The sequence below is a fragment of the Actinoplanes couchii genome (assembly GCF_016862075.1).
Lineage (GTDB): Bacteria > Actinomycetota > Actinomycetes > Mycobacteriales > Micromonosporaceae > Actinoplanes > Actinoplanes couchii.
This window is the reverse complement of record NZ_BOMG01000099.1, coordinates 10,842-37,491: the sequence shown is the minus strand read 5'-3', so window position 1 is coordinate 37,491 and position 26,650 is coordinate 10,842. Positions and strand designations below refer to the sequence as shown.

Sequence of the window (26,650 nt, the reverse complement as noted above, 5' to 3'; positions counted from 1 at the left end):
TCGGTCAGTGAGCGGTCACGTGTTGCAACCTGCCGGAAATCGGCTGCCCTATCGTTGCGTGATGAGCAACGACGCACCGCTCGTTCAGTCCGTCGATCGTGCACTGACCATTCTGGAGATCCTGGCCCGGCGGCGCGAAGCAGGCGTCACCGAGATCGGCCGCGAGTTGAGCGTCCACAAGTCCACCGCGTTCCGCCTGCTCGGAGCCCTGGAGAGCCGCGGGTTCGTGGAGCAGACCCAGGATCGCGGGTCGTACCGGCTCGGCCTCGGCATCGTCCGGCTCGCCGGAGCCGTCGCCGCGCAGCTCGACGTCAGCCGGCAGGGGCACGCCGCGTGCGAACGGCTCGCCGCCGAGATCGGCGAGACCGTCAACATCGCGATCATGGACAGTGGACGGGCCGTCAACGTGTCGCAGAGCCGGGGCGCCGCCTCGATCGCCAGCCACGACTGGATCGGCAAGCAGACGCCGCTGCACGCCACCTCCAGCGGCAAGGTCCTGCTCGCCTTCACCCCGCCTTTTTCCTTCCGCGAGCCACTGGAACGGTTCACCGTCGCGACCATCGTCGACACCGACGCGCTCGAGGCCGAACTGGATCAGGTTCGGGTTGCCGGTTGGGCCTCCACCGCCGAGGAGTTCGAGGTCGGCCTCAACGCGGTGGCCGCGCCGATCCGCGGTGCCGACGGCGCGGTGATCGCCGCCCTGAGCGTTTCCGGTCCGGCATATCGCCTGATCAGAGCATCTTTCCCGGAAGTAGCCAAGCGTGTGATGGCAGCCGCCGACGAGGTCAGCGAGCGCATGGGAAGGGTTTAATTTCCGCGAAATCCAGACGTCTTGACGGCGGTCGATTGGTCGTTGAAGCTGTTGCGTATCTCAGGTCGAGTTGCGCTTCGTGAAACGCAAGGACGCTCAATGACCAAACCTCCTCATGTTCTGATCATCGGTGCCGGCGTCGTCGGCAGCGCCCTCGCCGACGAGCTGACCGAACGGGGCTGGACCGACGTCACCGTCGTGGACCAGGGCCCGCTCTTCAGCCCCGGCGGCTCCAGCTCGCACGCCCCCGGTCTGGTCTTCCAGACCAACCCCTCCAAGACCATGACCGAACTGGCCACCTACACGGTGGAGAAGCTCAGCGGTCTCGGCTGTCTCCGGCAGGTCGGCGGCCTCGAAGTGGCCACCACCGAGGCCCGCCGGCACGACCTCGAACGACGGCACGGCCTGGCCACCTCCTGGGGTGTCCCGAGTTCGCTGCTCAGCCCGGCGGAGTGCGTGGAACTGCACCCACTGCTCGCCGAGTCCCGGATCCTGGGCGGCTTCCACGTCCCCACCGACGGCCTGGCCGACGCGCCTGGAGCCGTGGAGACCCAGGCACGGCGGGCCATCGAACGCGGCGCCCGCTTCCTCGGCGAGCACACCGTGACCGGAATCGGTCAGGCCGGCGGGCGGGTCACCGGGGTCGAGACCGACCGTGGATTCCTCGCCGCCGACATCGTGGTCTGCGCCGCCGGCTTCTGGGGCCCGCAGATCGCCCGGATGGCCGGTCTGACACTGCCACTTCAACCCCTTGCCCATCAGTACGCGAGAACCGGCCCCGTCCCCTCGATGGCCGGCCCCCTGCCCATCCTGCGGCACCAGGACCAGGATCTTTACTACCGGGACCACGGTGACCGTCTCGGCATCGGCTACTACGGGCACCGCCCGATGCCCGTCGACTCATTCCTGTCCCCGGCCGAGGCCCCGGTGATGCCGAGCGTCCTCGAGTTCACCCCGGCCGACTTCGAGCCCGCCTGGAAAGCCAGCGTCGAGCTGCTCCCGGACCTGGCCGGCACCGAGGTCGAGGAGGGGATGAACGGCATCTTCTCGTTCACCCCCGACGGGGCGCCACTGCTCGGCGAGCACCGTGAGCTGGCCGGATTCTGGGTCGCCGAGGCGGTCTGGGTGACCCATTCGGCCGGGGTCGCGCGGGCGATGGCCGAGTGGCTGATCGACGGGCAGCCGCGGATCGACCTGCACGAGGCCGACCTGCACCGCTTCGAGGAGGTGCAGCTGTCGCCGTCGTACATCCGGGAGCGGGGAAAACAGAACTTCATCGAGGTGTACGACATCGTGCACCCGTTGCAGCCGATGGACTGGCCGCGACCGTTGCGGACCAGCCCGTTCCACCCACGGCAGGTGTCGTTGGGCGCCGAGTTCCTGGAGGGCGCCGGGTGGGAGCGGCCGTACTGGTACACGGCGAACGCCCCGGGTTCCGTTCCGGAACGGGACGCGTGGTCGGCCCGGTACTGGTCGCCGATCGCCGCCACCGAGGCCCGGGTGACCCGGGAACGGGTCGCCATGTACGACATGACGCCGCTCAAACGGTTCGAGGTGTCCGGGCCCGGGGCGCTGGAGTTCCTCCAGTACCTGACCACCAACAACCTGGACAAATCAGTGGGCTCGGTGACGTACACGCTGATGCTCGGTTTTGACGGCGGGATCCGCAGCGACCTGACCGTCGCACGTCTGGGGCCGCAGGTCTTCCAGGTCGGTGGCAACGGGCCGCTCGACGAGGACTGGATGCGGCAGCACGCCCCGGACACCGTGCAGATCCGCGACATCACCGGCGGGACCTGCTGCATCGGACTGTGGGGACCGCTCGCCCGCGACGTCCTCCAGCCGCTGACCAGCGCCGACTTCTCGCACGAGGGCCTCAGATACTTCCGGGCCCGACGGGCGTACGTCGGTGCGGTCCCGGTCACCGCGATGCGCCTGTCCTACGTCGGCGAGCTGGGGTGGGAGCTGTACACCTCCGCCGATCTCGGGCTCAAACTGTGGGACACGCTCTGGGAAGCCGGGCAGCAGCACGGGATCATCGCGGCCGGGCGCAGCGCCTTCAACAGTCTCCGGCTGGAGAAGGGCTACCGCGCGTGGGGTACCGACATGACAGCCGAGCACGACCCGTACTCGGCCGGTCTGGGGTTCGCCGTGCGGATGGACAAGGGCGACTTCATCGGGCGGTCCGCGCTGTCGACGGCCCCACCGGAGCGGCTGCTCACCTGCCTCACCCTGGACGATCCCAGCGCTGTCGTCCTCGGCAAGGAGCCGGTGTACGCCGACGGCGTGCCGGTCGGCTACGTCACCAGCGCGTCCTACGGCTACACCATCGGGCGCACCGTCGCCTACGCCTGGCTGCCCGCCGCCCTCGCGGTCCCCGGCACCCCGGTCGCCGTCGAGTACTTCGGCACCCGGCTGCCGGCCACCGTCGCGGCGGAGCCGCTGTTCGACCCCAAGATGGAACGAATCCGCCGATAGAGGTGTGTTGTGACCACCAGTCTTCCCACCAGCCTCATTCCCACCCTTCCCGGTCACCACTACACCGATCCCGCCCTGTTCGAACGGGAACAGGCCCGGATCTTCGAGAACATGTGGTTCTGCGCCGTCCGGGCCGGTGATCTGTCCCGTCCCGGAAGCTTCAAATCCGTTCAGGTCGGGCGCGAGAGCGTGCTCATCGTCCGCGGGCGCGGCGGCTCGTTGCGGGCCTTTCTGAACATCTGCCGGCATCGGGGCGCAAAACTGTGCACCGAGGAGAGCGGGGAGGTGAAACGGGCCTTTCAATGCCCCTATCACGCCTGGACCTACGGACTCGACGGAAAGCTCGTCGCGGCACCCAACCTGACGAAGATGCCGGATATCGACCGGGTCGAGTACGGGCTGGTCAACGTGCACATGCGGGAGTGGATCGGGTACGTCTGGGTGTGTCTGGCCGACGAACCGCCGTCGTTCGAGGACGACGTGATGGGCGCGGTCACCGAACGACTCGGGGCGCTTTCCGCGATCGACTCCTACGAGATCGACACGTTGACGGTCGGGCGGCGGATCACGTACGACGTGAAGGCGAACTGGAAGTTGATCGTCGAGAATTTCATGGAGTGTTATCACTGCGCGACGATCCACCCCGAATTGACCGAGGTGCTGCCGGAATTCGCCGACGGGTATGCCGCCCAGTACTACGTGGGGCACGGTGCTGACTTCGGTACCGGGATCCAGGGTTTCACCGTCGACGGATCCGAGGGTTTCGACACGCTGCCCGGCCTGTCCGACGACCAGGACCGGCGCTATTACGCCATCACCATCAAGCCGCAGGTCTTCGTCAACCTGGTCCCGGACCACATCATCCTGCACCGGATGTACCCGGTGGCCGCCGACCGCACCATCGTCGAATGCGACTGGCTCTACACGAACGAGGTGGTGACGTCGGGCCGGGACGTGTCCCGCTCGGTGGAACTCTTCCACCGCGTCAACGTGCAGGACTTCGACGCCTGCGAACGCTGCCAGCCGGCGATGGCGTCCCGAGCCTACGCCCGAGGCGGAGTCCTGGTCCCCTCCGAACACCACATCAGAGCCTTCCACGACTGGATCCTCAACCGCCTGGCATAGCCCGGACCAGCCCATGGCCCGAGGCAGCCCATGGACCGAGGCGGTCCGCGGCCGTTGTGGCCCGTGGGCCGAGGTGGTCCACGGTTGTTGTAGCCCGTGGGCTTAGTTCCCTGGTCCGATGTGGAATTCTGGTTGCGGCGGCAGGGTCGGGGTATGACTTTCACCCGCCGCAGCCTGATCCTTTCCACCCTCGCCGCCGGCGCCACCGTGCCTCTGCTCGCCGACCGTGCGGAAGCCGGAAGCTCGCCAGGAAAAGGCGTCACCGACCGGATGGGCGAGGGCGGCACCGGTCCGGGCGTGGCGGGCACCACCCCGCCACGCCTCACCCTGCCGTCACCGACCGGCCCGCACCGCATCGGCACCGTCCCCTTGCACCTCACCGAGACCGGCGGCCGAGGCCGTGAACTGATGCTCAGCGTCTGGTACCCGGCCGCGTCCTCCGTGCCGGCCTCGTCCTCCGCGCTGGCCCCTTCTTTTGCTCCGGCCACCTCCTTCGCGCCGGCCACCTCCTCCGCGCCGGCCCCTTCTTTTGCTCCGGCCACCTCCTTCGCGCCGGCCGATTCCGTTGCTCCGGCGGTGTCGTGGATGACCGCGGCGTCGATGCGGGCTCTGCTCGAATCCGCCGGATTCGACCCCGGCGCGGTCGCCGCGCCGCTGACTGCCGCGCGCGAGGGTGTGCCGGCATGGCGAGGGCGTCATCCGGTGATCGTCTTCTCGCACGGTTCCCGCGGGCACCGGTCCGAGACCACGATCGTGGTGCAGGAACTCGCCAGCCACGGCTACGTCGTGGTCACCGTGGACCATTTCGGCGATTCGTTCACCGAGTTCCCCGGCGGGCGTCTCGTGGTTCCGTCGGGGCAGCCATTCACCCCTTGGGACTACGCCTACGATCTTCGCCTGGTGCTGGACCACCTCAATCATCTGGCTGCCAACCATCACCTGCTGCCGCCGGGTCTCGCGGCCGCCTTGGACCTGAACCGGATCGGCATGTTCGGCTGGTCGAAGGGCGCCACCGCGACGGCCCTGGTGATGAACACCGACCACCGGGTCCGCGCCGGCCTGGGCCTCGACGGCCCGATGCAGTCGAACCCGCTACCGGCCGCCCTGAACCGCCCGTTCATGCTGATGACCGCCGAGTTCCCCCGATCCGCCGGAAACCCCCCACCCGCCGAGAACAGCGTCGACCGTTTCTGGTCCCTGCTGTCCGGCTGGCGCCGCTACTTCCAGGTCAACGGCGCCGTGCACAGCTCCTTCAGCGACCTGCAGTGGCTGCTGCCCCAACTGGCCGCGGTGGTCAAAATGCCGGACGAGGACCTGGCAGCCCGGATCGGCACCCTGAAACCACACCACGCGGTCCGCATCCAGCAGAGCTACCCCCTCGCCTTCTTCGATCTGCACCTACGCCACCGCCGCCGGCCCCTGCTCGACGGCCCGTCCGCCGCTTTCCCGGAGGTGCACTTCATGCCCTGAGACAGCACCCGCAGAGCAGGGGCCGGTGGCCGAAATCGATCGGCGCGAGCAGAGCCTGCCGGTGGCATCGGGCCGGGGTCGGTCAGGGTCGGATCAAGATCTTCGGGAGGGACGGGTTCGGCCTGAGCTGGTTCCTCGATCACGTGGTGACCGTGATGTTCTGGCCGGTTTCGCTCGCTGTCTGGCTGGCTCGCGGACGCCCACGTGCCGCGGTCGTCTTCAACGAGCGCGCTGAGGAGCGTCGCCGCGAGATGCAGGGATGACTGACTGCCCGCAACGATGGAAAGCAGGTGCGAGATGGGTTGTGCGTGTGTGAAGGCCGGCCGGACGAAGTGCGCGTGGTGCAAGGAGGCCGAACGGATGGGCCGGAAGCCGTCCGGTCACAACTGCCAGTGGGGCAACTGTTCCTGACCGTTCCTGGCGGTGGGGGATCCGGCCCGGCCGGGGTGTCCGGGCGGGCCGGGTGGGAAGTGGGACCTCGGGTCAGCCCATGACCATCAGGCCCAGCATCATGCCGTCGTCCTCGTGGATGACGTTGTGGCAGTGGAGCATGTACATGAACTCGTTGTCGGCGTAGTCGGTGAACTGCATCCTGATGACCACCGACGTGCCGGGGACCACCTCGACGGTGTCCCGCCAGCCCAGATTCGCTCCGGTGGGAGCCGCGCCCGCTACCGAGACGATCTGTAACGGCACGTCGTGCAGGTGGAAGTTGTGGTAGATGTTCGTGCTGCTGTTGGTGATGGTCCACTGTTCGACGGCGCCCAGGGTGGTCATCACCGCGTTGGCGTCCATGATGTCCATCGTGGTTCCGGCGATACCGTTGATCAGCATGGACGCGCCGCTGTTGCTCAGGGTGAAGGTGCGGGTGGTCGCGCCGGTCGCGTCGAGGGCGGGAATCGTGTTGAGCACCGACGGCAGGGCGTCGGCGGCCGTCGTCGCGGTGCTGCCTACCTGCAGCATCGCGACCGTGTAGCGGGTGCCGTTGGTGGTGTTGCGGACCGTGGCGTTCAGGGTGACGGCGGTGTCCGCGGCGGTCAGGTCCAGGACGATCTCGGCGCGCTCACCGGGGCTGATCCGCAGCGTCGACACCGACAGCGGCGCGGCGAGCAGGCCCGCGTCGCTGGCGACCTGGGTGAGGGCGCCGCCGTCGGAGCGCGCCAGGGTGATGCTGTCGGTGAGCGACGCGTTGAGCAGGCGGAGTCTGACCCGGCCGTACGCGACGGAAAGGGTGGGGGTGGTGTCCGTCGCACTGAATCCGTTGACCAGGAGTTTCAGCGTCGAGGCGGAGGCGGTGAAGTTGTTGTTGGTGGTGGCGAACGCCCCGGCGCTGGTGATCGCGGTGGACTGCATGATGATCGGGCTGTCGTCGGCGCCGTAGTCGTGCGGCAGGGCGGCGTTCTCCGCGGAGCCGTCGTCGACGATCAGCATCCCGGCGAGCCCGAGGGTGACCTGCTCGGCGGTGGTGCCGAGACCGTGCGGGTGGTACCAGAGGGTGCAGGCCTCACCCTGGTTGATCGTGGTCTCCGGCGACCAGGTGCCGCCGGCCTCGATGACGTTCTGCGGGCCACCGTCGGCGGACGGCGCGATGTGCAGGCCGTGCCAGTGCACGGTGGTCTCGTCGCCGAGGTTGTTGGTGATGTCCCAGCGGACCTTCTCGCCGTCGCTGACGATCATGGTGAGGCCGAGGAAGGTGCCGTTGTACCCGGCGGTCTCGATCTCCTTACCGCTGATCAGGGTGGTGTCGGTGCCGGTCCCGGCGGCCAGGGTGAAGACCGAGACGCCGTCGGACTCGGTGGCGACCAGCTGCTCCGGGACGGGCAGGGTGCCGGTGGCTGCCACCAGGGTCGTGGCCTCTTCAGCGAAGGAGGTGCCCTTGCTGATGGTGGCCAGCGCGGCGAGAGCCCCCGCGCCGAACACCCCGGCGAGCACGTGCCGGCGGCTCACCCGTTTGTTGCAGGTATCTGTCATGAGCGATGAGATTCAATGTGGACCTTGATAGATCGCTGAGCGAAGGCTGTCGGGAGGCTATGTGATTGACTGGCCCCATGATTGCCGGGCCGACCGCGGCCACCCGCCCGCACAACCGCAAGCAGCTCATCGTCGAGGCGGCCGGTCAGGTGTTCAGCGAGCGTGGCTACCACGCGGCCTCGATGGAGGAGATCGCCGCCGGTGTGGGCATCAGCGCCGCCGCGCTGTACCGGCACTTCCCGAACAAGTACGCCCTGTTCGCGGGCTGTGCCGACGTGATGGCCGACCGGCTGGTCGCGGCGCTGGACGACGCGCCGCCGGACGCCGGCCTGCCCGGTCTGCTGACCGCGCTCATCCGGGTGACGATCACGCACCGGGCGTCCGGCGGCTTGTACCGGTGGGAGGCCCGCTACCTGGACCGTGACGACCGCCGCCGCCTGCGGGCCAAGTTCGAGCAGGTCGTGACGCGGATCGCCGGCAGGACCATCGCGGGCGGAACCGGAGCCCGGCTGCGGGCGGTCGCCGCGCTCGGCGTGATCGGGTCGGTCACCATGCACCACACGTCGATCGCCCAGCGCCGGATCGAGGAGATGCTGCTGGTCTCGGCGCTGCGGGTGGCGGCGACCGAGGCCTTCGAGAGCGCCGCCCGGGTCGACCTGCCCGCCCCGCCGGTGCCACGGACCCGGCGGGCCGAGATCCTGGCGGCCGCGATCCCGCTGTTCGCCCGGGACGGGTTCGCCAACGTGACGAACGGGCAGATCGCCAGCGCGGTGGGGCTGGCCCCGTCGGCGATCTACCGGCACTACCCCGGAAAGATCGACATTCTGGTGGCGGCGTGTCTGCAAGCCGCCGGCCTGCTGTCCCAGGCGGTGGAGCGCAGCAGCCCGTCCCTGGACTCGCTGACCGCGACGTACGTCGCCTACAGCTTCGAGCACAACGCGTTGAACAGTGTCGCCGAGGCGGAGATCCGTGGCCTGCCGGCCGACCTGCGCCGGCCGTTGATACTGGCCCAGCGGGAGTACATCGCGGTCTGGGAGCACCAGCTCCGGGCCGCCCGCCCGGAGCTGGACCCGCGTCAGGCCCGGCTGCTGGTGCACGCCTGTTTCGGGGTGGTGGTGGAGGCCGGGCGTGCCCTGCGCTGGGAGGACACCCCCGGCCATCGCGACGCGGTGACCGCGCTCGCGACGAACGCCCTAGGTTCCGGCGCGGTTGCCGGTGGGGATGGTGATCGGCGTGTACGTCGGTGACGTCCCGTTGTTCAGGAAGAGCATCGCCAGCCCGCGGATGAACCTGTCGAACAGTGAGTACGTGGTCGGGATGACCCCGGACGTGCCCTCCCGGAAGGCGACGTAGGCCGGCCAGCCCACCTCGATCACGCCCCGGGACACCAGGTCACGCGGCAGCCGCAGCCAGTCGCCGACCTTGTCGCCGAGCAGGTACCGGGCGAACTCCCGCTGGAAGCCCCGGGTCACGCCCAGGTCGATCTCGGACGTCAGGTTGAGCAGGACGCCGGCCAGGTCGATGCCCTCGGGGGTGGAGGCCATCAGCGGGGTCAGCGCGTACGCCGACTGTTCCTTCGCCGCCGCCCACGAGGCCGGGATGAAGTCGTCACGGACCCCGAGCAGGTGCAGCGCGACCTGCCACATGTGCAGGAACGCGGCCTCCTCGGCGGCCGTCATCCGGATGCCCCACGACTTCAGCTTGCCGTGCACGAACGTACCGAGGCTGTGGAACGTGATCAGGATGTCGCCGTTGCTGATCGGGATGAAGTCCTGGTCGTCGGTGACCGCCCGCCAGTGCGACGACTGGGGGAGCAGGTGCCGGACGGCGGCGTGGGTCAGCCGCGTCTTGTTCGACGTGGTGATGAAGTGCCCGCTGGGCTGGAACGCGTCGAGGGCGCTCAGGTCGTAGCCGTAGGTGAAGGTCTTGGCCGCGCGTGACTTCATCACGGCGCCGCCCTCGGACCAGTAGACGTTGCGGGCCTCCCGCGGGATGACCGTGCTCATGATGCCGCTGCCCAGCCCGTACAGAAGGAAGAGGTAGAGGCTCATCCGCTTGTTGAACTGGGCCGCCTGGTTCAGCTTCGCCTGATCGGCCCACGACGGCAGGGTGTTGTGCTGCTGCAGCCAGGTGGTGAGCGCGGCGGGGATGCCGGCCGGCAGCGGGTCGCCGTTCTTGACGAAGTTGTCGAAGGCGGTGTTGACCGCGGGGATCTGCCCGTTCTGCAGCATCGAGACGAGCAGCGGGTCGGTGGCGTCGTCCCAGACCTTCCACGGGTCGGTGATCGTGTCGGTGCCGGCGATCGAACCGGCCGAGGACCACGCCCAGGCCCGGCCCGGGTCGGCCGCCACGCCCGCGAGCCCCAGCGCGGCACCGAGGGTCAGAACGCTTCTCCTACTGAGATTCTGCATTCGCTTTCCTGCTTCCGGATCGGCTGTTACCGGTGCTACGAGCGCATGTCCACGTTCATCGATGTGTGATTTCCCATTAACATAGCGACCGCTGCCGCAGACGGCAAGGTTGCGGTTGGGGTGCTCTACCCGGGTGGGGGGCCTATTTCCTCATGACGCCAGGCGCCGTGCCGACTTTGCTGGCAAGACGAGCGGCACACCCTACCGCTGCTCGATAGAGAGGGAGCAGCGTGTTCGGCAGCCGGAAACGAGAGTCAGAGCAGCTCAACGCCCAGTTGATCGAGGCTCGGGAAGACGTCGAAGCGGTCACCGCGATCGTGCGGGCCATGGAGACGTGCAAGTCGCCTGAGGAAGCCATCGGCACCGCCCTCAACCTGGTGCGGGAACGCTTCCACTGGGCGTACGGATCGTACTGGCAGCTCGACGCCGGCGCGAAGGTCCTGCGGTTCGCCCAGGAGAGCGGCACCGTCACCGACCAGTTCCGCCGGGTCACGCTGGAGGCCTCGTTCGCCGAGGGTGTCGGCCTCTCCGGTCGCGCCTGGCGCAGCCGCGACCTGGTCTTCGTCAAGAACCTCGCCGACCTCACCGACTGCGTACGGGCGCCTTCGGCCACGCAGGCCGGGGTGAAGAGCGGCGTCTGCTTCCCGATCGTCGAGAAGAACCAGGTCGTCGGCACCATGGACTTCTTCTCCCTCGAGGAGCTGGAGCCCACCGAGAGCCGTCTCGGCGTGCTCCGCGCCGTCGGCGCCCTGGTCTCCGCCGCCCTGGTGCGCCTGCACGAGAACGTCCAGCAGGAGAAGTCCGCGCAGGACGTCGACGCCGTCTCCACGGTGATCCGGCAGATGACCGAGGCCACCAGCCGCGACGATGCGCTCCGCTCCGCCCTGGAGACGATCCGGGCCGACTTCGACTGGCAGTACGGCTCGTTCTGGTCCCTCGACGAGCAGGACAACGTGCTCCGGTTCGCCCTCGAATCCGGCGATGCCGGCGCCGAGTTCCGCCGCGTCACCATGTCCGCCTCGTTCGCCAAGGGTGTCGGCCTGTCCGGTCGTGCCTGGGCCCGCGGCGACCTGGTCTTCGTCGAGGACCTCGGCGAACTCACCGACTGTGTACGCCGGCCGGCTGCCCAGGCCGCAGGGGTAAAGTCCGGCGTCTGCCTGCCGATTCGAGTAGCAGGACAGATCGTCGGCACGATGGACTTCTTCGCCACCCGGACCCTGATCATGTATCCGGGCCGCGAAGCCGCACTGCGTAACACCGCGTTCCTTGTCGGCCAGGCACTCGAACGCTTCACCGCCGCAGCCCAGCTCAACACCGCAGGCCGGACCCTCCTCGAATCCATCGGAGAGGTGGAGCGCAACGTCGCCGACGCGTCGGCCGTGGCGCAGACCGGCGAACGTCTGACCGTCGAGGCCAACGAGCAGGTGGCCGCCCTCGGTCAGGCCAGTGCCGAGATCAACCAGGTGGTCCAGGCGATCCAGTCGATCGCCGCCCAGACCAACCTGCTCGCCCTCAACGCCACCATCGAGGCGGCCCGCGCGGGTGAGGCAGGCAAGGGCTTCGCCGTCGTCGCCGGCGAGGTCAAGGAGCTGTCCGGAGAGACCGAACGCGCCACCGCCGAAGTCAGCGAGCGAGTCAGCACCATCCAGTCACGGGTCGACGCCGTCGTCGCCTCCCTGGCTCAGATCCACCACGCGGTCGAAAAGATCAACGAAACCCAGGGCCTCATCAACGAGGTTCTCAAGGAGCAGGTGGCGGTCACCGGCGCCATCATCAACTGATTCAGGAGAGTCATGTCCAACGCCAATGGTTCCGCTGCCGGTACGACGTGGGCTGCCCTGCGCGAGGGTAATGCCCGCTTCATGGCCGGTCTGACCTCCGCGGACCTGCGCCGTGGCCCGCACCGGCGGGCCGAGCTGACCGGTTCCCAGGCGCCGTCCGCGATCGTCTTCGGCTGCGCTGACTCCCGGGTACCGGTGGAGATCCTCTTCGACCAGGGTCTCGGTGACCTGTTCGTGGTCCGTACCGCCGGTCACGTCTTCGACGCCTCCGTGCTCGGTTCCATCGAGTACGCGGTCGAGGTCCTCGGGGTTCCGCTGATCGTCGTTCTCGGTCACGAGAGCTGTGGCGCCGTCGCCGCCGCCACCGCGATGGTCGACGAGGGCAAGGTGCCGCCGGGCAGCATCCGCGAGGTCTGCGAGCACATCGCCCCGGACGTCGTCCGGGCCCGGATCGCCGGCGCCGAGACACTCACCGAAACCGTCGAGCAGCACGCCAGCTACACGGCTGAGCTGCTGCGGGACCGTTCACCGCTGATCGACCGGGCCATCACCGCCGGGCGGGTCAGCGTGGTCCCGAGCTTCTACTCGCTCGGCTCCGGCGAGGTCGTCGAGGCCCAGCCGGTCCGTCGTCTCCTGGCGGTCTGACAGCGGTTCCACTACGGCGGTCGGTGGGCGGTTCCGGTCTTTTCCGGAACCTGTCCTGCCGGCCGCCGTCGTTTTCCGGCGCCGGCCGGGGTCAGTGCCAGCCGGCGGCGGTGGCGTCGGGGGACTTCGGGTCCTCGGCCATCCGGATGATCAGCTGGCTGACCCGGACGTCGCGGTCGTGGGCGCTGTGGGTCAACGTCGCCGTCCGGGCCGCGGGGGCGTCGCCGGAGCGGATGGCTGTCAGGATCGCCTCGTGTTCGAGGTAGCTCGGGCCGAACTCGCGGGGGCCGCCCGGCGTGGACCACGGGGCGGAGACCTTCACCTGGGCCTCGATCGTACGCAGCAGGGTCGTCATGGTCCGGTTGTGACCGGCGTTGCGGACCGCGTCGTGGAAGTGGTTGAACAGGCGGCGGACCTCGGCCGGGTCGGTGGTCGCCTGGGAACGGTCGTGCAGGTCCTGCAGGCGGGCCAGGTCGATCGGGGTGGCGCGGGTCGCGGCGGCGTAGGCGGCCGACGACTCCAGGACGGCGCGCGTCTCGAAGATCTCCATGATCTCCTCGTCGGTGCGCCGCCGGATCTCGAAGCCGCGCCGGCCGGAGACCAGCAACCCGTCCTGTTCGAGCAGGGCCAGGGCCTCGCGGACCGGGGTCCGCGAGACCTCGAACTCCTCGCTCAACGTCTGCGGGATCAGCGGTTCGCCCGCCTGGTAGCGGCCGTGGGTCAGCCGTTCCAGCAGTTCCCGGTAGACGGTGTCGCGTGCGTTCATCAAGTGGATGCTATGTCTCGGCGGGTGCGCCACTCGCTGAGGGATCCGTCGTACATGCGGGGCAGCGGCAGGCCGGCCGCGTCCAGGGCCAGGATCAGGCCCGCCGCGTTGATGCCGCCGCCGCAGTAGACGACACTCGTCGCGTCCAGGCCGATGCCGGCCGCCCGGGAACGGACCGCCGCCACGTCCAGGGTGCCGTCGGGGTACAACAGGGAGTTGTACGGCAGGCTGACGCTTCCGGGGATGTGGCCGGCGTCGAAACGCTCGGTCCGCAGCGCGCAGACCAGTTTGTCGCCGGGGGTCCGGGTCACCTCGTCGAAGTCGGCGGTGACCGGGCCGGGTTCCCGCAGGGTCAGCTCCCCGGTGACCGCGGGCGCTTCCGGGGGACCGGACTCCAGCGGGCCGGCCCAGGCCGCCAGGCCGCCGTCGAGCACGTAGACGCTGGTGAAGCCGTGCACGCGCAGCAGCCACCAGATCCGGGCGGCCCACGCTCCGCCGTTGCGGTCGTAGACGACGACCTGTGCTCCGTCGCGTACACCCAGGGAAGTCGCGGCCTTCTCCAGCGCGCCCACCGCCGGCATGGTGAAGAGGAACGGCGCACCGGGGTCGGAGAACGCGGCGAAGATGTCCGCGAAGCGGGCTCCAGGAAGGTGTTCCGCGGTGAAGTCGGCCAACCCCGATGCAAAACCATCTGTTGTACGGTCGATCGAGGCGTCCAGCAGCACCACGTCGTCGAGGTGCTCGCGCAGCCACGCCACGCTCACCAGTGGTCCGGTCATGCGCGTCGCGCCTTCCACTCGCCGCGCCCAGGACGGTTCAGTCCCAGGTTGTCCCGCAGGGTCGTACCCTCGTACTCGGTGCGGAACCGGCCGCGCCGCTGCAACTCCGGCACCACCCCGGTCACGAACTCGTCGAACGAACCCGGCACGTGCGCGGCCTGGATCACGAAACCGTCGGCGGCTCCGGCATCCACCCACTGTTCGATGACGTCGGCGATCTCACCGGCCGAGCCGACCATGCTGCCCTCGGTGCGGGCGCCGTACCACCTGCCGATCTGCCCGACCGTCAGCTCGTTCTTCGCGGCGAACTCGACCACCTCCCGATAGTGCCCCTCCACCCCGACCTCCTCCAGCGGGGGCAGCGGGCCGTCCGGGTCGTACTTCGTCAGGTCGACGTTGACGTGGTAGGCCAGCCGGGACAGCCCGGCCTCCACCGACACCAGATCGGCGAACGCCTCGTGGCGCGCGATCGCGTCCGCGGTGTCCCGGCCGATCACCGGGGTGGCCGCGGGCAGGATCTTCAGCTGGTCCGGGTCGCGACCGTGCGCGGCGGCGCGCGCCTTCACATCGGTGTAGAACGCGATCGCCGACTCCAGCGACGCGTGACTGCAGAAGATCACGTCGGCCCAGCGGGCGGCGAAACTCCGGCCCGACTCGCTGGCCCCGGCCTGGATGATCACCGGGTAGCCCTGGGGCGGGCGCGGCACACTGAGCGGGCCCCGCACCCGGAAGTGCTCACCCTCGTGGTCGAGCGCCTCGACGGCCTCCGGGCGGCCGAAGACACCGGACTGTTTGTCGCCGACGATCGCGTCGTCCGCCCAGCTGTCCCAGAGCCGGGTGGTGACCTCGAGGAACTCCTCGGCCCGGCCGTACCGCTGGTCCCGGGGCGGGAGTCTGCGCTGGCCGAAGTTCTGCGCCTCGGCGTCCTGGAAACTGGTCACCACGTTCCAGCCGGACCGGCCGCCGGTCAGGTGGTCGAGGGTGGCGAACTCGCGGGCCACGTTGTACGGCTCGTGGTAACCGGTGGACACGGTCGCGGCCACACCCAGGTGGGTGGTGGCGGCGGCCATCATCGACACCACCGGGATCGGGTCCAGCCGGGGTGTGCCGGAACCCCAGTTCACGGCTGGGGCGAACGAGCCGCCGAGACTCCTGGGGACGCTGAGCGCGTCCGGCACGAAGGCGAAGTCGAAACGGCCCTCTTCCAGGATCTTTGCCATGCGTACGTAGTGATCGGCGGTCAGGAACTTCGGGGACGCGTCGGGATGCCGCCAGCCGGCGGTGCCCTGAACGCCGGCGTTGAGGAAGGCGCCGAGGTGGATCTGCCGGGTCATGCCGCCTCGTTCCCCGCTTCGTCCTTCGCCTCGTTGCTCGTTGCGCTGCGCGCTGCGGTGCTCGCCGCGGTGCCCGCTTCGGCCAGCAGCGACAGTTCGTCCACCAGGGCCACCGCGAACGAACCGGTGCCGCGGGTGCGCGCGCCGGCCCGCTCGGCGGCCTCGGCGTAGGCGGCGTGCGCGACAACGGCGCCCCGGAACGCGTCCCCGGTCGCGAAGATCGCGGCGGCGGTCAGTGCCCCGAGCGCGCAACCCGCGCCGGTGACCCGGGTCAGGCGCACGTCACCACCGGGCACCTCGACCGTCCGGGTGCCGTCGGTGAGGTAGTCGACCGGGCCGCTGACCGCCACCACCGTGCCGATCCGGGCGGCGAACCCGGACACCGCGGCGACCGCCTCGGCCGAGTCGACGGTGGTCTCCACGCCCTTGCCGGTCGCCGCGCCGCCCGCGAGGGCGATCAGCTCGCTGGCGTTGCCGCGGATCGCGGCCGGGCGGAACTCCAGCAGCGAGCGGACGAAGTCGTCGTACCCGGCGGCGCCGGCGCCGACCGCGACCGGGTCGAGCACCCACGGGGTGCCGGCCTGATGCGCGGTCCGGGCGACGGCGCGCAACGACTCCTCGTCGCTGCTCATCAGCGCGGCCGTGTTGATCCACACCGCGCTCGCCCCGGCCGGGAACGTGGTGGTCCAGTCCGAAGCGGCGCCGATGGCCGGCCCGGCACCCGCGGCGAGCAGCACGTTGGCGCTGAGGTTGGCCGCGATGTAGTTGGTGAGTCCGTAGACGAACGGCCCGCGTGCACCGATCTTCGCCCAGTCCTCGCGGACGTCCGCGTCCTTCCAGGTCGCCATGGTCGCTCCTCCTCAGCTTTCTGCATACCGCTGCATACAGTGAGGCCGAGTGTAGGACCGATCATCGTTGTGGCTGGTGATCCAGGTCTCATATCCCATTATCTCTTCGCCTTCAGTAGGAGATGCGGTCGCGGGTGAACTCCCGTATCCGTGCCAATCACTCCCGCCGTCGCGGCGATACGGACACGTCCCGGCGTAGAAATTGCCGTGCGTACGCCCTACAGTGTGCGAACCGAGCGACCTAGGAGGGTGCAGTGGCAGACCTGCCACCAGAGCAGCCGGACCCGGCTCCGGCCGTGCCTACGGGCGCCAAGCCCGAACCGACGGGCCCCCCGAGCACCAGAGCCGACCCCACGGATCCGTCAGACGCCGAGCCCGAGGCGTCAAACCCTTCGGATGCCCCGGCAGGCGTGCCGGCGCCGCAAATCCTGGTCATGCCGCCCAACGACGCGCTCCCGTCGATGGTGTGGCCGGGGGCCGACGGCGAGACGGCATGGGCGATCCCGGTTCAAATTCCATCTGGTACGCGGGGATACGCCCTTTTCGTACCGATGGTCCCGGCGTCGGCCGTATCCACAACCGCGGCCCCGTCCACAGCGGGGACCTCGTCCACAGCGGGGACCTCGTCCACAGCGGGGACCTCGTCCACAGGCGGAACGCCGTCCACAGACGCGGCCTCGTTCACAGACGCGGCCTCGTCCACAACGCCGGGCCAGGCTTCGACCGCGGCTGCCGCTGTTGTCGGTGCCGGGACGGATGAGCAGGCCAAAGCGAAATCCGTCGCCCCGCCGCCGAATCCACAGGCGTTGAATCCACAGGCGACGAATCCACAGGCGCCGCAGCGGCATGGTTCACCGGGATCGCATCCACAGGGGACTCAGCCTCCTGGACAGCAGCAAGAAACTCATCCACAGGGACAGCAGCCGCAAGGGGCCCATCCACAAGGCCGGCACCCGCAAGGGCCGCATCCGCAAGGGCTTTACCCTCGGCCCTGGGGGTCCTACGAGCAGCCGCCCACCGCCTGGCAGACGTTCCGGGCGAAGCACTGGACGGGGCCGAAGGACGCCAAGGGCTGGGCGGTTCCGGCCGGCGTACTGACGGGGGCCCTGGGTTTCCTGGTCTTCCTGCCGTTGGGCCGGGTCGGTGTCGGCTGGTTCCTGGCCTGGCTCGCGCTCACCCTGGGTGTGGTGTTCGCCGTCCGGGCGTCCGAAGGCCTGCCGGCCAAGGAACGCCTGATCCGCGGCGGCTGGGCCGCGGCGGCGCTCGCCCTGATGCTGGTCCCGGCGTTCCGGAACGCGTGGTGGCTGGTCACGTTCAGTGTGCTCGGCGCGCTCGGATGCACCGCGCTGGCGATCGTCGGCGGCCGGCAGATCCGGTCGATCCTGTTCAGCCTGATCGCGGCCCCGTGGGCGGCGCTGGTCGGCATCCCGTGGGTGAGCCGGCACCTGAAGGGCGGCCGGAACCCGGGCATCGCCCGCCGGATCGTCTTCTCGGCCGCGCTGACCGCCGTGGTGCTGCTCGTCTTCGGCGCGCTGCTGTCGTCGGCCGACATGGCGTTCTCGAAACTGCTGGACGACGCGGTGCCCGACTTCGCCGTCGGCTCGATCTTCCAGTGGATCTTCCTGGCCGTGGCCGGTGCCCTGCTCGCGATCTCCGGCATCTACACGCTGTCCGCCCCGCCCACCCTGTCCAGTCTGGACCGGGCGGGTAAGGGCCGGTTCGGGCTGCTCGAATGGGCCCCGGCCGGCGCCGCGCTGGTGCTGCTGTTCGCCGGGTTCGTGGCGGTCCAGTTCACCGTGCTGTTCGGCGGCAACGATCACGTGCTGAAGACCGCCAAGCTCAGCTACGCCGAGTACGCCCGCAGCGGCTTCTGGCAGCTGGTGGCGGTCACCCTGCTGTCGCTGGCGCTGATCGCCGGGCTGGCCCGCTGGGCGAAACGCGAGCAGAAGGTGGAACGGGTGCTGCTGCGCGTACTGCTGGGCCTGCTCTGTGGTCTGAGCGTGGTGATCGTGGCGTCCGCGCTGTCCCGGATGTGGACGTACCAGCGGGTGTACAGCTTCACCGGCGAACGGATCTTCGTGATGGCGTCGGAGATGCTGCTCGGCGTGATCTTCGTGATGATCGCGGTGGCCGGCGTCAAATGGCAGGGCAGGTGGATCCCCGGCACCACCGTCGGTCTCGCCGTGCTGATGCTGCTCGGCCTCGCCGCCCTCAACCCGGAGGGTTACGTGGCCAGCCGCAACGCGCTGCGTTACCAGGGCTCCGGCAAGATCGACGCCTGGTATCTGCGGGCGCTGTCCGCCGACGCCACCCCGGCACTGACCAAACTGCCCGATCCGGTACGCCGGTGCACGCTCAGCTGGATCGCCGCCGACCTCAAGGACGACGATCCCTGGTACGCCTGGAACCTGGGCCGTCAGCAGGCCCGGGAGGCCCTGAAACAGCTGCCGCCGGGATCGATCGGCAACCAGAGGGACTGCCGGGCAGCCGACCAGTTCGACCTGCCCAAGACACGCAGATGACCGACGGCGCCCCGGATCGTCCGGGGCGCCGTTCCGCTATCGCGCCGACATGTCCCCGGTGCCGGGAATCCCGTCGGCCAGCCCGTAGTGCAGCGTCACGGCGCCGGCGTTCCCGGCCACCGGCGGCTCCAGCAGGGTCAGATTCGTGGGCACCGGCCCGCCGTCGAAGACCTTCTTCCCGGCGCCGAGCAGAATCGGATAGACCCACAGCGTCAGCCGGTCGAAGAGCTTCTCCCGCAGCAGGGTCTGCACCAGGTCGAGACTCCCGATCACGTGCACGTTCTCATGCTTTTCCCGGATTTCGCGTACGCCGTCCGCCAGCTCGCCCCCGATCAGGCTGGAGCCGGCCCAGGACAGTTCCGGCGTGCCGCGGGAGGCCACGTACTTCGGAATGCGGTTGAACAGCCGCCCGATCTCGTCGTCCTTGGTGGGCCAGTAGCCGGCCCAGATGTCATAGGTCTTCCGCCCGAGCAGCAGAGCGTCACAGTCCCGGAGCCCGCTCATCACCGAGTCCCCGACCGTCTCGTCCATCAGCGGAGCCTGCCACCCACCGAACGAGAATCCACCTTCCGGATCCTCGTCCGGCCCACCGGGCGCCTGCGCCACAAGATCCAAGGTAGTGAACAGATCGATCCGAACAACACCCACGATGTCCTCCTCGAAGAGCCGTCACTGTGCAGACCGGCCGGCCCCCGGGAACTCATCGGCAGGCCCCGGCGAACCTCACGGTGCCGCAAGCGAGCCTCGTCCCGCACAACATCACGGCAGACTGTGCGAAGGCATCCGTCCGGGCATCCCGGGGCGGGCCGCGGAACGCCCGACTCGACGCGAGGGACCGGTGCCACATGCTGGAAGACTGGGATCCACTGGTAGTCCTGCTGATCAAGGCGATCGGGTGGCTGCTGCTCCTGACGGCATTCGGCGCCATCCTCTTCAGCATCATCAAACACGCCGTGTGCGCCGGCATAAAACTCGCCGCCCAGGACATTCCCGGCCTGACAAGAGACCGGGAAGGCGAGTGACCGCCGTATCGGGTCGCCCGGGTTCAGGCGGTCACTGGACCGGGTTCCAGCCGTCGGAACCGGCCAGATACTTCTGGGCGGTGTAGTTCGCGGCCGTCGATGCGGACATCTGGGGGCGGTCGGAGGTGCCGTTGGTGACGCCGGCGCCGGTGTTGTTGTACTCGTTGAAGCGGCACGTGCGCCAGGACCAGCCGCTCATGTCCTGCCAGGCGCCGGACTGGCGGATGTGGCCGCCCAGCGTCGAGTCGCGGACCAGGACCTGGCCGATGGCGTCGGCGGCGTTCCCGGCGTGCCAGCAGCGGCCCAGCGCCACCGTCTGGGACGCCGCCGCGCTCTTGACCGTGGACCTGGTGATCAGGAAGCCGTAAGGGTTGCTGTCGTCGGTGGCGGCGGCGGTGATGTAGCCGTTGTTGGAGCTGCCGATGTTCAGCGACTCGATGGTGGTGCTGTCGATGACCACCGCGCCGTTGCCGTAGATGAAGTCGGTGACGCCGGAGATGTAGGACTTGTAGACGTACTGCCGGATCTGGGAGCTGCCGGTGCCGCCCCAGGACAGGAACGTGTCCTGGTAACCCTTCATCTGGACGTTGCGGTAGACCTGCCGGTCGCCGGCGGCGTAAAGAGCCAGAGCCTGACTTCCCGCACCGTACGTGTTCTGCATGGTCAAGCCTTTGATCGTGCTGTTCGGCGCCAAGTTGTAGACGGTGGCGCTGCCGGTCGGGCCGGCGGTCGACTGCGGCACGCTCCCGGTGATGATCACGTCGCCGGAGGTGCCTGTCGCGCCTTGCAGGGTGATGCCGGACTTGCTCGCCGGGATCTGCACCTGCCCGTAGTAGGTGCCGGCCTTGATGGTGATCACCCCGCCGGTCGAGGAGGCGGCGACGGCGGCCTGGATGGTGGTGTAGTTGCCGGATCCGTCGGTGGCGACGGTGAACGAGGTGGCTGCGAGCGCCGATTCGGGGACGGCGAGCAGTCCGGCCGTGAGCAGCACGGCAGCGACGGCGGTGCGAGGCATGGGGGGATCCTCTCGGGGATGAGACCTGCGGGTAAGCGCTTTCCGACTATAGAAGAACATCGATAACTACAGCTAGCTGTAGTACGGAAACGGTGGCTGGTCGTATGGGCCGCCGGCGCTGCCCGATCTAGCGTTTTCGGACATGACGACCTTTGCGGTACGCCTGGACGCGGTCACCAGACGGTACGGCCGGGTGACCGCGCTCGACACGGTCTCGGCCGGGTTCCGGCGGGGCACGTTCACCGCGGTGATGGGCCCGTCCGGCTCCGGCAAGAGCACGTTCCTGAACTGCGCGACCGGACTCGACCGGCCGACCTCGGGACGGGTGTGGCTGGGCGACACCGACCTGGCCGGGCGTTCCGAGAACGAGACGACGGTGCTGCGCCGGGACCGGATCGGCTTCGTCTTCCAGTCGTACCAGCTGCTCGACGCCCTGACCGTGGCGGACAACGTGCTGCTGCCGGTCCGGCTGGCCGGCCGGCGCCCCGACCCGGCCCGGCTCGCCGAGGTTCTCGCCGCGGTCGGCCTGACCGGCCTGGGGGAGCGCCGCCCGGCCGAGCTCTCCGGCGGCCAGCGGCAACGGGTGGCGATCGCCCGCGCCCTGGTCGTCCGGCCCGACCTGATCTGCGCCGACGAACCGACCGGCGCCCTGGACAGCCGCAGCGGCCACCGGATCCTGGAGCTGCTCCGCGCTCTCGTCGACGACCGGGGGCAGACCGTCCTGATGGTCACCCACGATCCGGTCGCGGCCGCGTTCGCCGACACCGTGGTGTTCCTCGCCGACGGCCGCCTGGCCGGTGAGCTGCCCCGGCCGTCCGCCGACCGGGTCGCCGAGCGGATGACCAGTCTGGGGGAGCCGTGATCCGGCTGGCCTGGAGCACCGTCCGGGCCCGGCGCAGCGGTTTCGTCGCGGCGTTCCTCGCGGTGCTGTGCGGATCCGCGGTGCTCACGGCCTGCGGGATCCTGCTGGAGAGCAGTGTGCGCTCGGTCGTCCCGCCGGACCGGTACCGGGCCGCCGACCTGGTGATCGGCGCCCCGCAGACGTTGCCGCTGGCCGACGACGTGGATCCCCGGTTCCCGGAGCGGGCCACCCTGCCGGCGAGCCTGGCCGCCGACGTCGCCCGGCTGCCCGGTGTGCGCGCGGCGATCGGTGACGTCAGCGTGCCGGTGACCGTGCTGGAGTCCGGGGCCGCGCTGTCCGGGCACGGCTGGGCGTCGACGGCGCTCGGCGGGTATGCGCTGGTCAGCGGTGCCGCTCCGGCCGGACCGGACGAGGTGGCGCTCGGGCCCGGCATGGCCGGACGGCTCGGCGGGACGGTCCGGCTGGTGACCGGGACGACGGTCGCGGACTACCGGGTGACCGGGATCGTGGACCGGCCCGCGGTGTTCTTCACCGACGACCGGGCCCGGGAGCTGACCGGGCGCCCGGACCGGGTGGACACCATCGGGGTGCTGGCCGACGGGCCGGTCGACGTCGCCGGGCCCGGCCTGGTCGTGTACTCCGGGGACGAGCGGGGCACGGCCGAACGCCTCGACGTCGGCACCGCCCGGGCGTTCCTCGGCGAACTGGCCCTGGCGTTCGGCGGCAGCATGCTCCTGGTGATCCTGATCGTGGTGGCGAGCACCGTCGCGCTCTCGGTCCGCCGCCGGCTGCCGGAGTTCACCGTGCTCCGGGCGGTCGGCGCCACCCCGCGGCAGGTGCTGCGGATGATCCTGGCCGAGACCGCGGTGGTGGGTGCGCTCGGGGCGGTGCTCGGCGTGCTGCCGGGGATCGGGCTGAGTCTGCTGCTGACCGCGGGTTTTGTCCGGGCCGGAGCGCTGCCGGATGGTTTCGGGCTGAGGGTGAGCCTGTCACCCGTACCGGCGGCAATGGGGTTGTGTCTGCTCTCCGCCCTGCTCGGGGGCTGGATCGCGGCTCGGGGTGCGGCCCGGCGCAGGCCCGCGGAACCGGAGCGGCGGCCCGGGCGGGCGCGGATGATCGCCGGACTGCTGCTGGTGCCGGCCGGGCTGGTCATGGCGTTCGCCGGGAGTGCGGAGGGCGCGGCCTTCTCGGCGTTCGTGCTGCTGTTCGCGGTGCTGCTGCTCGGGCCGTGGCTGGTCGGCGGGGTCGTCGCGGTGCTGGGGCGGTGGGTGAACCGGCGGTCCGAGGTGGGCGGATTCCTGGCCGCCGCGAACGCCCGCGCCGAGTCCCGGCGACTCGCGGCCGCCACGATCCCACTGGTCATCGGGGTGATCCTGGCCGCCGGGCAGCTGTTCAGCGGGACCACCACCGCGGCCGCCGCCCGGCAGCAGGCCACCGACGGGCTGCTCGCCGGGCACGTCGTCACGTCGACCACGGCCGGTCTGTCGCCGGACGTCGCGGATCTGGTGCGAGCGGTTCCGGGCGCCGGGGCGGTGACGCCCGTCGTCCGCAGCCGGGTGACGGCGATTTTCACCGACGACGGCAGTCCGCAGATCGTGCACTACCCGGCGCTGGGGGCCGACCTCGTCCCGGAGACCCTCGATCTCGGGGTGACCGACGGTGACATTGCCGGGCTACGGACCGGAACCGTGGCACTGAGCCGGGCGGCGGCGGACACCCTCAGCGCCGGGCTCGGTGATCCCGTCACTCTGCGTCTCGGCGACGGCACGCCGATCACGCCGGTGGTGGTGGCGGTCTACGAACGGGGGCTTGGATTCGGGGACGTCGTCCTGCCGCACGCCGTGGTCCTGGACCACGTCACCGACCGTCTGGACGACGCCCTGCTGGTCGCCGGCGCCGGTTCTCCGCGCTCGGCCGTCGCGCATCTGCCGACCGTCCGGATCGGTTCCACCTGGCCCGACGTCGCGGGGGACGGCGGGGACGCCGGGGCCGGGGTGCTGCTCAACGCGGTGCTGCTCGGATACCTGGCGATCGCGGTCGGGAACACGCTGGTGACCGCGACGGTTGCGCGGGTTCCGGAGTTCACGCTGCTCCGGCAGGTCGGGGCGACCCGGGCGCAGGTGCTGGCGATGATGCGCGGCGAGGCCCGGATCGTCGTCGTCACCGCCGTGGCCGTCGGAGCGGTGGCGGTGACGCCGGCACTGATCGGAACCGGTCTCGCGCTGACCGGGTCACCGGTTCCGGTCGTACCGCCGCCGCTCGCTCTCGGCATCGTCGCGGCGGCGGCGCTGCTCGGCCGGGCCGCGGTGATGACCCCGGCCCGAATTCTTACCGGGCGGCGTTGAGGTAGGCCAGGACTGCCAGGACCCGGCGGTGGCCGCTGTCCGAGACGGCCAGGCCCAGCTTGGCGAAGATGTTGCCGACGTGCTTGTGGATCGCGTTGTCGGTGATCCCCAGGCGCTGCCCGATGGCGGTGTTGTCCAGGCCCTGCGCCATCAGGGCGAGCACCTCACGCTCCCGCGCGGTGAGGACGGCGATCGGGTCGCCGGCCCGCTGGACCAGGGCTGCGATCACCTCCGGGTCCATCGCGGTACCGCCCGCGGCGACCCGGCGCAGCGCGTCGACAAAACCGTCCACCCGGCTGACCCGGTCCTTGAGCAGGTAACCGACACCGCCGCCGGAGGTGGCCAGCAACTCGGCGGCGTACTGCTGCTCGACGTACTGCGATAGCACCAGCACCGGCAGGCCCGGCGTCTCCCGGCGGGCCCGCAGCGCGGCCCGGATCCCCTCGTCGCGGAACGTCGGAGGCAGCCGCACGTCGACGATCGTGACGTCCGGCCGGTGCTCGCGCACCGCGGCCACGAACCCGTCACCGTCGGTGGCGACCGCCGCGACCTGGAACCCGGCCCGGCCCAGCAGCAGCTCCAGACCCGTCGAGAGCAGCACGTTGTCCTCGGCGATCACCACCCGCACGGCAGCTCCACGGTGACGGTGGTCGGCCCGCCCGCCGGGCTGTCGACGGTCGCGGTGCCGTCCAGCGCCGACACCCGCCGCCGGATCCCGGCGAGGCCGGTGCCCTGCCGGTCGTCAGCGCCGCCGTGTCCGTTGTCGCAGATCACGAGCGACAACCTGTCTGCCGTACGCCCGGCGCGGACGCCCGCCCCGGTGGCTCCACTGTGCTTGCTGACATTCGTGAGCGCCTCCGCCACGGTGAAGTAGGCGACCGCCGCGACCGCCGCCGGAACCCGCTCCAGGTCCCCGAGTTCGAGCTTGACCGGCACCGCGCATCCGGCGGTCACCGCGGTCAGCGCCCCGTCCAGCCCCCGGTCGGCGAGGATCGGCGGGTACACCGAGCGGATCACCGTCCGCAGCTCGGCCATCGCCTCCTCGACCCCCTCGTGCGCCTCCCGGATCAGCCCTTCGACGAAAGCATCGTCCCGGGGCACGTCGGTGAACGCGTCCCGGGCCACGGCCAGCCGCATCGCGATCGCCACCAGCCGCGCCTGTGTCCCGTCGTGCAGATCCCGCTCGATCCGGCGCAACTCCGCGCCATGGGCGTCGAGGACCTCCGCGCGGGTCCGGGTCAGCACCGCCACCCGGTCGGCCAGCTGCTCGTTCGTCCGGTACGACAGCACCGCCACGCAGATCCGGGCGTGCAGCCGCGCCAATGGCGGCAGCACCCAGCGGGCCACCGCCAGCAGCAGGACGATCTGCAGCGGGCCGAGAGTGAGCGCGGTGGTCCAGTCCGGCACCGGAATGTCGACGAACAACCGGGGCCGGTCCGCCAACGGGAACGCCCACCACAGCGGTGTGGCGATCGAGGCGACCACGATGTTGCCCACGCAGAGCAGGGCAGGCAGCCCGAGGACCAGCCCGGTGACGACGTGCACCGGCAGCCACAGCACGGCCCGCGCGGTGCGTTCACCGTCACCGTCACCGTCGGCGCCGGCGTCGGCCTGCCGCGGCGGGCTCCCGCTCCCGGCGAGCACCCGGGTGGCCCGGCTCCGGTGCCGGGCCGCCCAGAATCGGGCCAGTCGCGGCACCGGCCACAACGGCAGCCCGGCCAGCGTGACGACCGCGGAGAGCAGCGACCCCAGGAGGTAGCGGACGGTCACTCGCCGGAGAGCGGCAGCAGCGGCAGGAACTCGGTCTCCCGGCACCGGGCCAGGAGTTCCTTGAGGCGACTGTCGTCGTCCGGGTCGACGTGGCCCTCCTGCCGGGCGAAGTACCGCGTCAGGAAGCCCTCGACCAGATCACCCCGGATCCGGTCGGACGGCGGGTCCGTCTCGGCGACCAGCAGCAGCAGATCGGCGGCCCGGCCGGTGCCCGGGGACAGTTCGGGCATCAGATAGGGGAGCGGCAGACGGCTGGCGCCGAACCCCGCATACATCCGCAGGCGCGCGTCGCCGTCCCCGGTGTGTTCGCCGCCGCCGTGCACAGTCGGGTCACCGGCCTCGGCGAAGACGACCCGCGGCCGTAACCCGGTCCGCCAGCGCGGGGTGGCCTCGGCGATCAGACGGCGGCCGATGCCCCCGTCGCGCAGATCGGGGCGGACCGCGAAATAGCAGAGCAGCCCGGCCCGGATGTCGGCGAACCACTCCAGGAACAGGGCTCCCACCGGCTCGCCGTCCGGGGTCAGCGCGACCGCTCCGCGTAGCTCGTCGGCGGCCAGCACCCGGGTCAGCCGCTCGAACGGCTCACGCTCGGCGGCCACGAAACTCAGTGTGAACACGCTGTCATACAGCCTGCGCAGTGTGCCGGTGTCGGCTTCCCCCGCGAGGAACCGGACCGAGACTTCTCCCATCACGCC

The 26,650-nt window shown here is 70.2% G+C and carries 22 protein-coding genes; 11 read left to right on the top strand and 11 right to left on the bottom strand.

Features of this window, described 5'->3' with window-relative positions:
• Positions 1 to 61 precede the first annotated feature (61 nt).
• From Aco03nite_RS39950 to Aco03nite_RS39935, 4 genes are all read left to right on the top strand, one after another.
• On the top strand, positions 62 to 811 hold the full coding sequence (locus Aco03nite_RS39950) for an IclR family transcriptional regulator (RefSeq protein ID WP_203805940.1): 750 nt from the start codon (positions 62 to 64) through the stop codon (positions 809 to 811).
• A 99-nt stretch (positions 812 to 910) separates the two neighbouring features.
• Positions 911 to 3,289, top strand: coding sequence for a GcvT family protein (locus Aco03nite_RS39945; RefSeq protein WP_203805938.1), 2,379 nt, complete (start codon positions 911 to 913; stop codon positions 3,287 to 3,289).
• A gap of 9 nt (positions 3,290 to 3,298) precedes the next feature.
• The gene (locus tag Aco03nite_RS39940) at positions 3,299 to 4,414 is read left to right on the top strand and encodes an aromatic ring-hydroxylating oxygenase subunit alpha (RefSeq protein ID WP_203805936.1); all 1,116 of its coding nucleotides are present in this window, start codon (positions 3,299 to 3,301) and stop codon (positions 4,412 to 4,414) included.
• 153 nt (positions 4,415 to 4,567) lie between these two features.
• The gene (locus Aco03nite_RS39935; protein WP_275415952.1) at positions 4,568 to 5,884 is read left to right on the top strand and encodes an alpha/beta hydrolase family protein; all 1,317 of its coding nucleotides are present in this window, start codon (positions 4,568 to 4,570) and stop codon (positions 5,882 to 5,884) included.
• A gap of 483 nt (positions 5,885 to 6,367) precedes the next feature.
• Here Aco03nite_RS39935 and Aco03nite_RS39930 read toward each other — a convergent pair whose 3' ends face one another.
• On the bottom strand, positions 6,368 to 7,855 hold the full coding sequence (locus Aco03nite_RS39930) for a multicopper oxidase family protein (protein WP_203805934.1): 1,488 nt from the start codon (positions 7,853 to 7,855) through the stop codon (positions 6,368 to 6,370).
• A 77-nt stretch (positions 7,856 to 7,932) separates the two neighbouring features.
• On the opposite strand from Aco03nite_RS39930, the gene Aco03nite_RS39925 reads away from it, so the two are divergent.
• On the top strand, positions 7,933 to 9,102 hold the full coding sequence (locus tag Aco03nite_RS39925) for a TetR/AcrR family transcriptional regulator (protein WP_203805932.1): 1,170 nt from the start codon (positions 7,933 to 7,935) through the stop codon (positions 9,100 to 9,102).
• Here Aco03nite_RS39925 and Aco03nite_RS39920 read toward each other — a convergent pair.
• Positions 9,049 to 10,266, bottom strand: coding sequence for an oxygenase MpaB family protein (locus tag Aco03nite_RS39920; protein WP_203805930.1), 1,218 nt, complete (start codon positions 10,264 to 10,266; stop codon positions 9,049 to 9,051). The two genes, Aco03nite_RS39925 and Aco03nite_RS39920, sit on opposite strands and share 54 nt — an antisense overlap.
• 230 nt (positions 10,267 to 10,496) lie before the next feature.
• On the opposite strand from Aco03nite_RS39920, the gene Aco03nite_RS55095 reads away from it, so the two are divergent.
• Positions 10,497 to 12,047, top strand: coding sequence for a GAF domain-containing protein (locus Aco03nite_RS55095; protein ID WP_203805928.1), 1,551 nt, complete (start codon positions 10,497 to 10,499; stop codon positions 12,045 to 12,047).
• 12 nt (positions 12,048 to 12,059) lie between these two features.
• Positions 12,060 to 12,692: a carbonic anhydrase gene (locus Aco03nite_RS39910; RefSeq protein ID WP_203805926.1), complete on the top strand. Its 633-nt coding sequence runs from the start codon at positions 12,060 to 12,062 to the stop codon at positions 12,690 to 12,692.
• A 91-nt stretch (positions 12,693 to 12,783) separates the two neighbouring features.
• Here Aco03nite_RS39910 and Aco03nite_RS39905 read toward each other — a convergent pair whose 3' ends face one another.
• From Aco03nite_RS39905 to thiM, 4 genes are read right to left on the bottom strand one after another with little or no spacing between them, the layout of a single operon-like run.
• The gene (locus tag Aco03nite_RS39905; RefSeq protein WP_203805924.1) at positions 12,784 to 13,458 is read right to left on the bottom strand and encodes a GntR family transcriptional regulator; all 675 of its coding nucleotides are present in this window, start codon (positions 13,456 to 13,458) and stop codon (positions 12,784 to 12,786) included.
• A complete protein-coding gene (locus Aco03nite_RS39900) occupies positions 13,458 to 14,237 on the bottom strand; it encodes a sulfurtransferase (protein ID WP_203805922.1) in 780 nt (259 codons plus the stop codon). The genes Aco03nite_RS39905 and Aco03nite_RS39900 overlap by 1 nt, the downstream gene beginning before the upstream one ends.
• A complete protein-coding gene (locus tag Aco03nite_RS39895; RefSeq protein WP_203805920.1) occupies positions 14,234 to 15,571 on the bottom strand; it encodes an LLM class flavin-dependent oxidoreductase in 1,338 nt (445 codons plus the stop codon). Before Aco03nite_RS39895 ends, Aco03nite_RS39900 begins: the two co-directional genes overlap by 4 nt.
• Positions 15,568 to 16,419, bottom strand: a complete 852-nt coding sequence (gene thiM, locus Aco03nite_RS39890) for a hydroxyethylthiazole kinase (protein ID WP_203805918.1) — start codon at positions 16,417 to 16,419, stop codon at positions 15,568 to 15,570. The genes Aco03nite_RS39895 and thiM overlap by 4 nt, the downstream gene beginning before the upstream one ends.
• A 1,130-nt stretch (positions 16,420 to 17,549) precedes the next feature.
• Between thiM and Aco03nite_RS39885 the strand changes: the two genes are divergently transcribed.
• Positions 17,550 to 18,941, top strand: a complete 1,392-nt coding sequence (locus Aco03nite_RS39885; protein ID WP_239145826.1) for a DUF4153 domain-containing protein — start codon at positions 17,550 to 17,552, stop codon at positions 18,939 to 18,941.
• Between the two features lie 36 nt (positions 18,942 to 18,977).
• Here Aco03nite_RS39885 and Aco03nite_RS39880 read toward each other — a convergent pair whose 3' ends face one another.
• The gene (locus Aco03nite_RS39880; protein WP_203805914.1) at positions 18,978 to 19,589 is read right to left on the bottom strand and encodes a dihydrofolate reductase family protein; all 612 of its coding nucleotides are present in this window, start codon (positions 19,587 to 19,589) and stop codon (positions 18,978 to 18,980) included.
• A 197-nt stretch (positions 19,590 to 19,786) separates the two neighbouring features.
• Between Aco03nite_RS39880 and Aco03nite_RS39875 the strand changes: the two genes are divergently transcribed.
• Positions 19,787 to 19,963, top strand: coding sequence for a hypothetical protein (locus Aco03nite_RS39875; protein ID WP_203805912.1), 177 nt, complete (start codon positions 19,787 to 19,789; stop codon positions 19,961 to 19,963).
• 31 nt (positions 19,964 to 19,994) lie between these two features.
• On the opposite strand, the gene Aco03nite_RS39870 is transcribed toward Aco03nite_RS39875, so the two are convergent.
• Positions 19,995 to 20,978: a pectinesterase family protein gene (locus Aco03nite_RS39870; RefSeq protein WP_203805910.1), complete on the bottom strand. Its 984-nt coding sequence runs from the start codon at positions 20,976 to 20,978 to the stop codon at positions 19,995 to 19,997.
• Between the two features lie 142 nt (positions 20,979 to 21,120).
• On the opposite strand from Aco03nite_RS39870, the gene Aco03nite_RS39865 reads away from it, so the two are divergent.
• Positions 21,121 to 21,840, top strand: coding sequence for an ABC transporter ATP-binding protein (locus Aco03nite_RS39865; protein ID WP_203805908.1), 720 nt, complete (start codon positions 21,121 to 21,123; stop codon positions 21,838 to 21,840).
• Positions 21,837 to 24,185, top strand: a complete 2,349-nt coding sequence (locus Aco03nite_RS39860; protein ID WP_203805906.1) for an ABC transporter permease — start codon at positions 21,837 to 21,839, stop codon at positions 24,183 to 24,185. The genes Aco03nite_RS39865 and Aco03nite_RS39860 overlap by 4 nt, the downstream gene beginning before the upstream one ends.
• On the opposite strand, the gene Aco03nite_RS39855 is transcribed toward Aco03nite_RS39860, so the two are convergent.
• The 3 genes from Aco03nite_RS39855 to Aco03nite_RS39845 are packed head-to-tail and all read right to left on the bottom strand — an operon-like array spanning position 24,169 to position 26,644.
• Positions 24,169 to 24,813, bottom strand: a complete 645-nt coding sequence (locus tag Aco03nite_RS39855; protein WP_203805904.1) for a response regulator — start codon at positions 24,811 to 24,813, stop codon at positions 24,169 to 24,171. The two genes, Aco03nite_RS39860 and Aco03nite_RS39855, sit on opposite strands and share 17 nt — an antisense overlap.
• Positions 24,801 to 25,955 (bottom strand): sensor histidine kinase, encoded by a 1,155-nt coding sequence (locus Aco03nite_RS39850; RefSeq protein WP_239145825.1) that lies wholly within the window; start codon positions 25,953 to 25,955, stop codon positions 24,801 to 24,803. The genes Aco03nite_RS39855 and Aco03nite_RS39850 overlap by 13 nt, the downstream gene beginning before the upstream one ends.
• The gene (locus Aco03nite_RS39845) at positions 25,952 to 26,644 is read right to left on the bottom strand and encodes a GNAT family N-acetyltransferase (protein WP_203805900.1); all 693 of its coding nucleotides are present in this window, start codon (positions 26,642 to 26,644) and stop codon (positions 25,952 to 25,954) included. The genes Aco03nite_RS39850 and Aco03nite_RS39845 overlap by 4 nt, the downstream gene beginning before the upstream one ends.
• Between the last annotated feature and the right edge of the window lie 6 nt (positions 26,645 to 26,650).

Bases quoted from the DNA above. Each gene is read 5' to 3' on its own strand.
- Aco03nite_RS39910 (WP_203805926.1), top strand. From the start codon at position 12,060: ATGTCCAACGCCAATGGTTCCGCTGCCGGTACGACGTGGGCTGCCCTG.
- thiM (WP_203805918.1), bottom strand. From the start codon at position 16,419: ATGGCGACCTGGAAGGACGCGGACGTCCGCGAGGACTGGGCGAAGATC.
- Aco03nite_RS39875 (WP_203805912.1), top strand. From the start codon at position 19,787: ATGCTGGAAGACTGGGATCCACTGGTAGTCCTGCTGATCAAGGCGATC.
- Aco03nite_RS39845 (WP_203805900.1), bottom strand. From the start codon at position 26,644: ATGGGAGAAGTCTCGGTCCGGTTCCTCGCGGGGGAAGCCGACACCGGC.
- Aco03nite_RS39945 (WP_203805938.1), top strand. From the start codon at position 911: ATGACCAAACCTCCTCATGTTCTGATCATCGGTGCCGGCGTCGTCGGC.
- Aco03nite_RS39870 (WP_203805910.1), bottom strand. From the start codon at position 20,978: ATGCCTCGCACCGCCGTCGCTGCCGTGCTGCTCACGGCCGGACTGCTC.
- Aco03nite_RS39920 (WP_203805930.1), bottom strand. From the start codon at position 10,266: ATGCAGAATCTCAGTAGGAGAAGCGTTCTGACCCTCGGTGCCGCGCTG.
- Aco03nite_RS39935 (WP_275415952.1), top strand. From the start codon at position 4,568: ATGACTTTCACCCGCCGCAGCCTGATCCTTTCCACCCTCGCCGCCGGC.
- Aco03nite_RS39895 (WP_203805920.1), bottom strand. From the start codon at position 15,571: ATGACCCGGCAGATCCACCTCGGCGCCTTCCTCAACGCCGGCGTTCAG.
- Aco03nite_RS39950 (WP_203805940.1), top strand. From the start codon at position 62: ATGAGCAACGACGCACCGCTCGTTCAGTCCGTCGATCGTGCACTGACC.
- Aco03nite_RS39930 (WP_203805934.1), bottom strand. From the start codon at position 7,855: ATGACAGATACCTGCAACAAACGGGTGAGCCGCCGGCACGTGCTCGCC.
- Aco03nite_RS39865 (WP_203805908.1), top strand. From the start codon at position 21,121: ATGACGACCTTTGCGGTACGCCTGGACGCGGTCACCAGACGGTACGGC.
- Aco03nite_RS39925 (WP_203805932.1), top strand. From the start codon at position 7,933: ATGATTGCCGGGCCGACCGCGGCCACCCGCCCGCACAACCGCAAGCAG.
- Aco03nite_RS39900 (WP_203805922.1), bottom strand. From the start codon at position 14,237: ATGACCGGACCACTGGTGAGCGTGGCGTGGCTGCGCGAGCACCTCGAC.
- Aco03nite_RS39905 (WP_203805924.1), bottom strand. From the start codon at position 13,458: ATGAACGCACGCGACACCGTCTACCGGGAACTGCTGGAACGGCTGACC.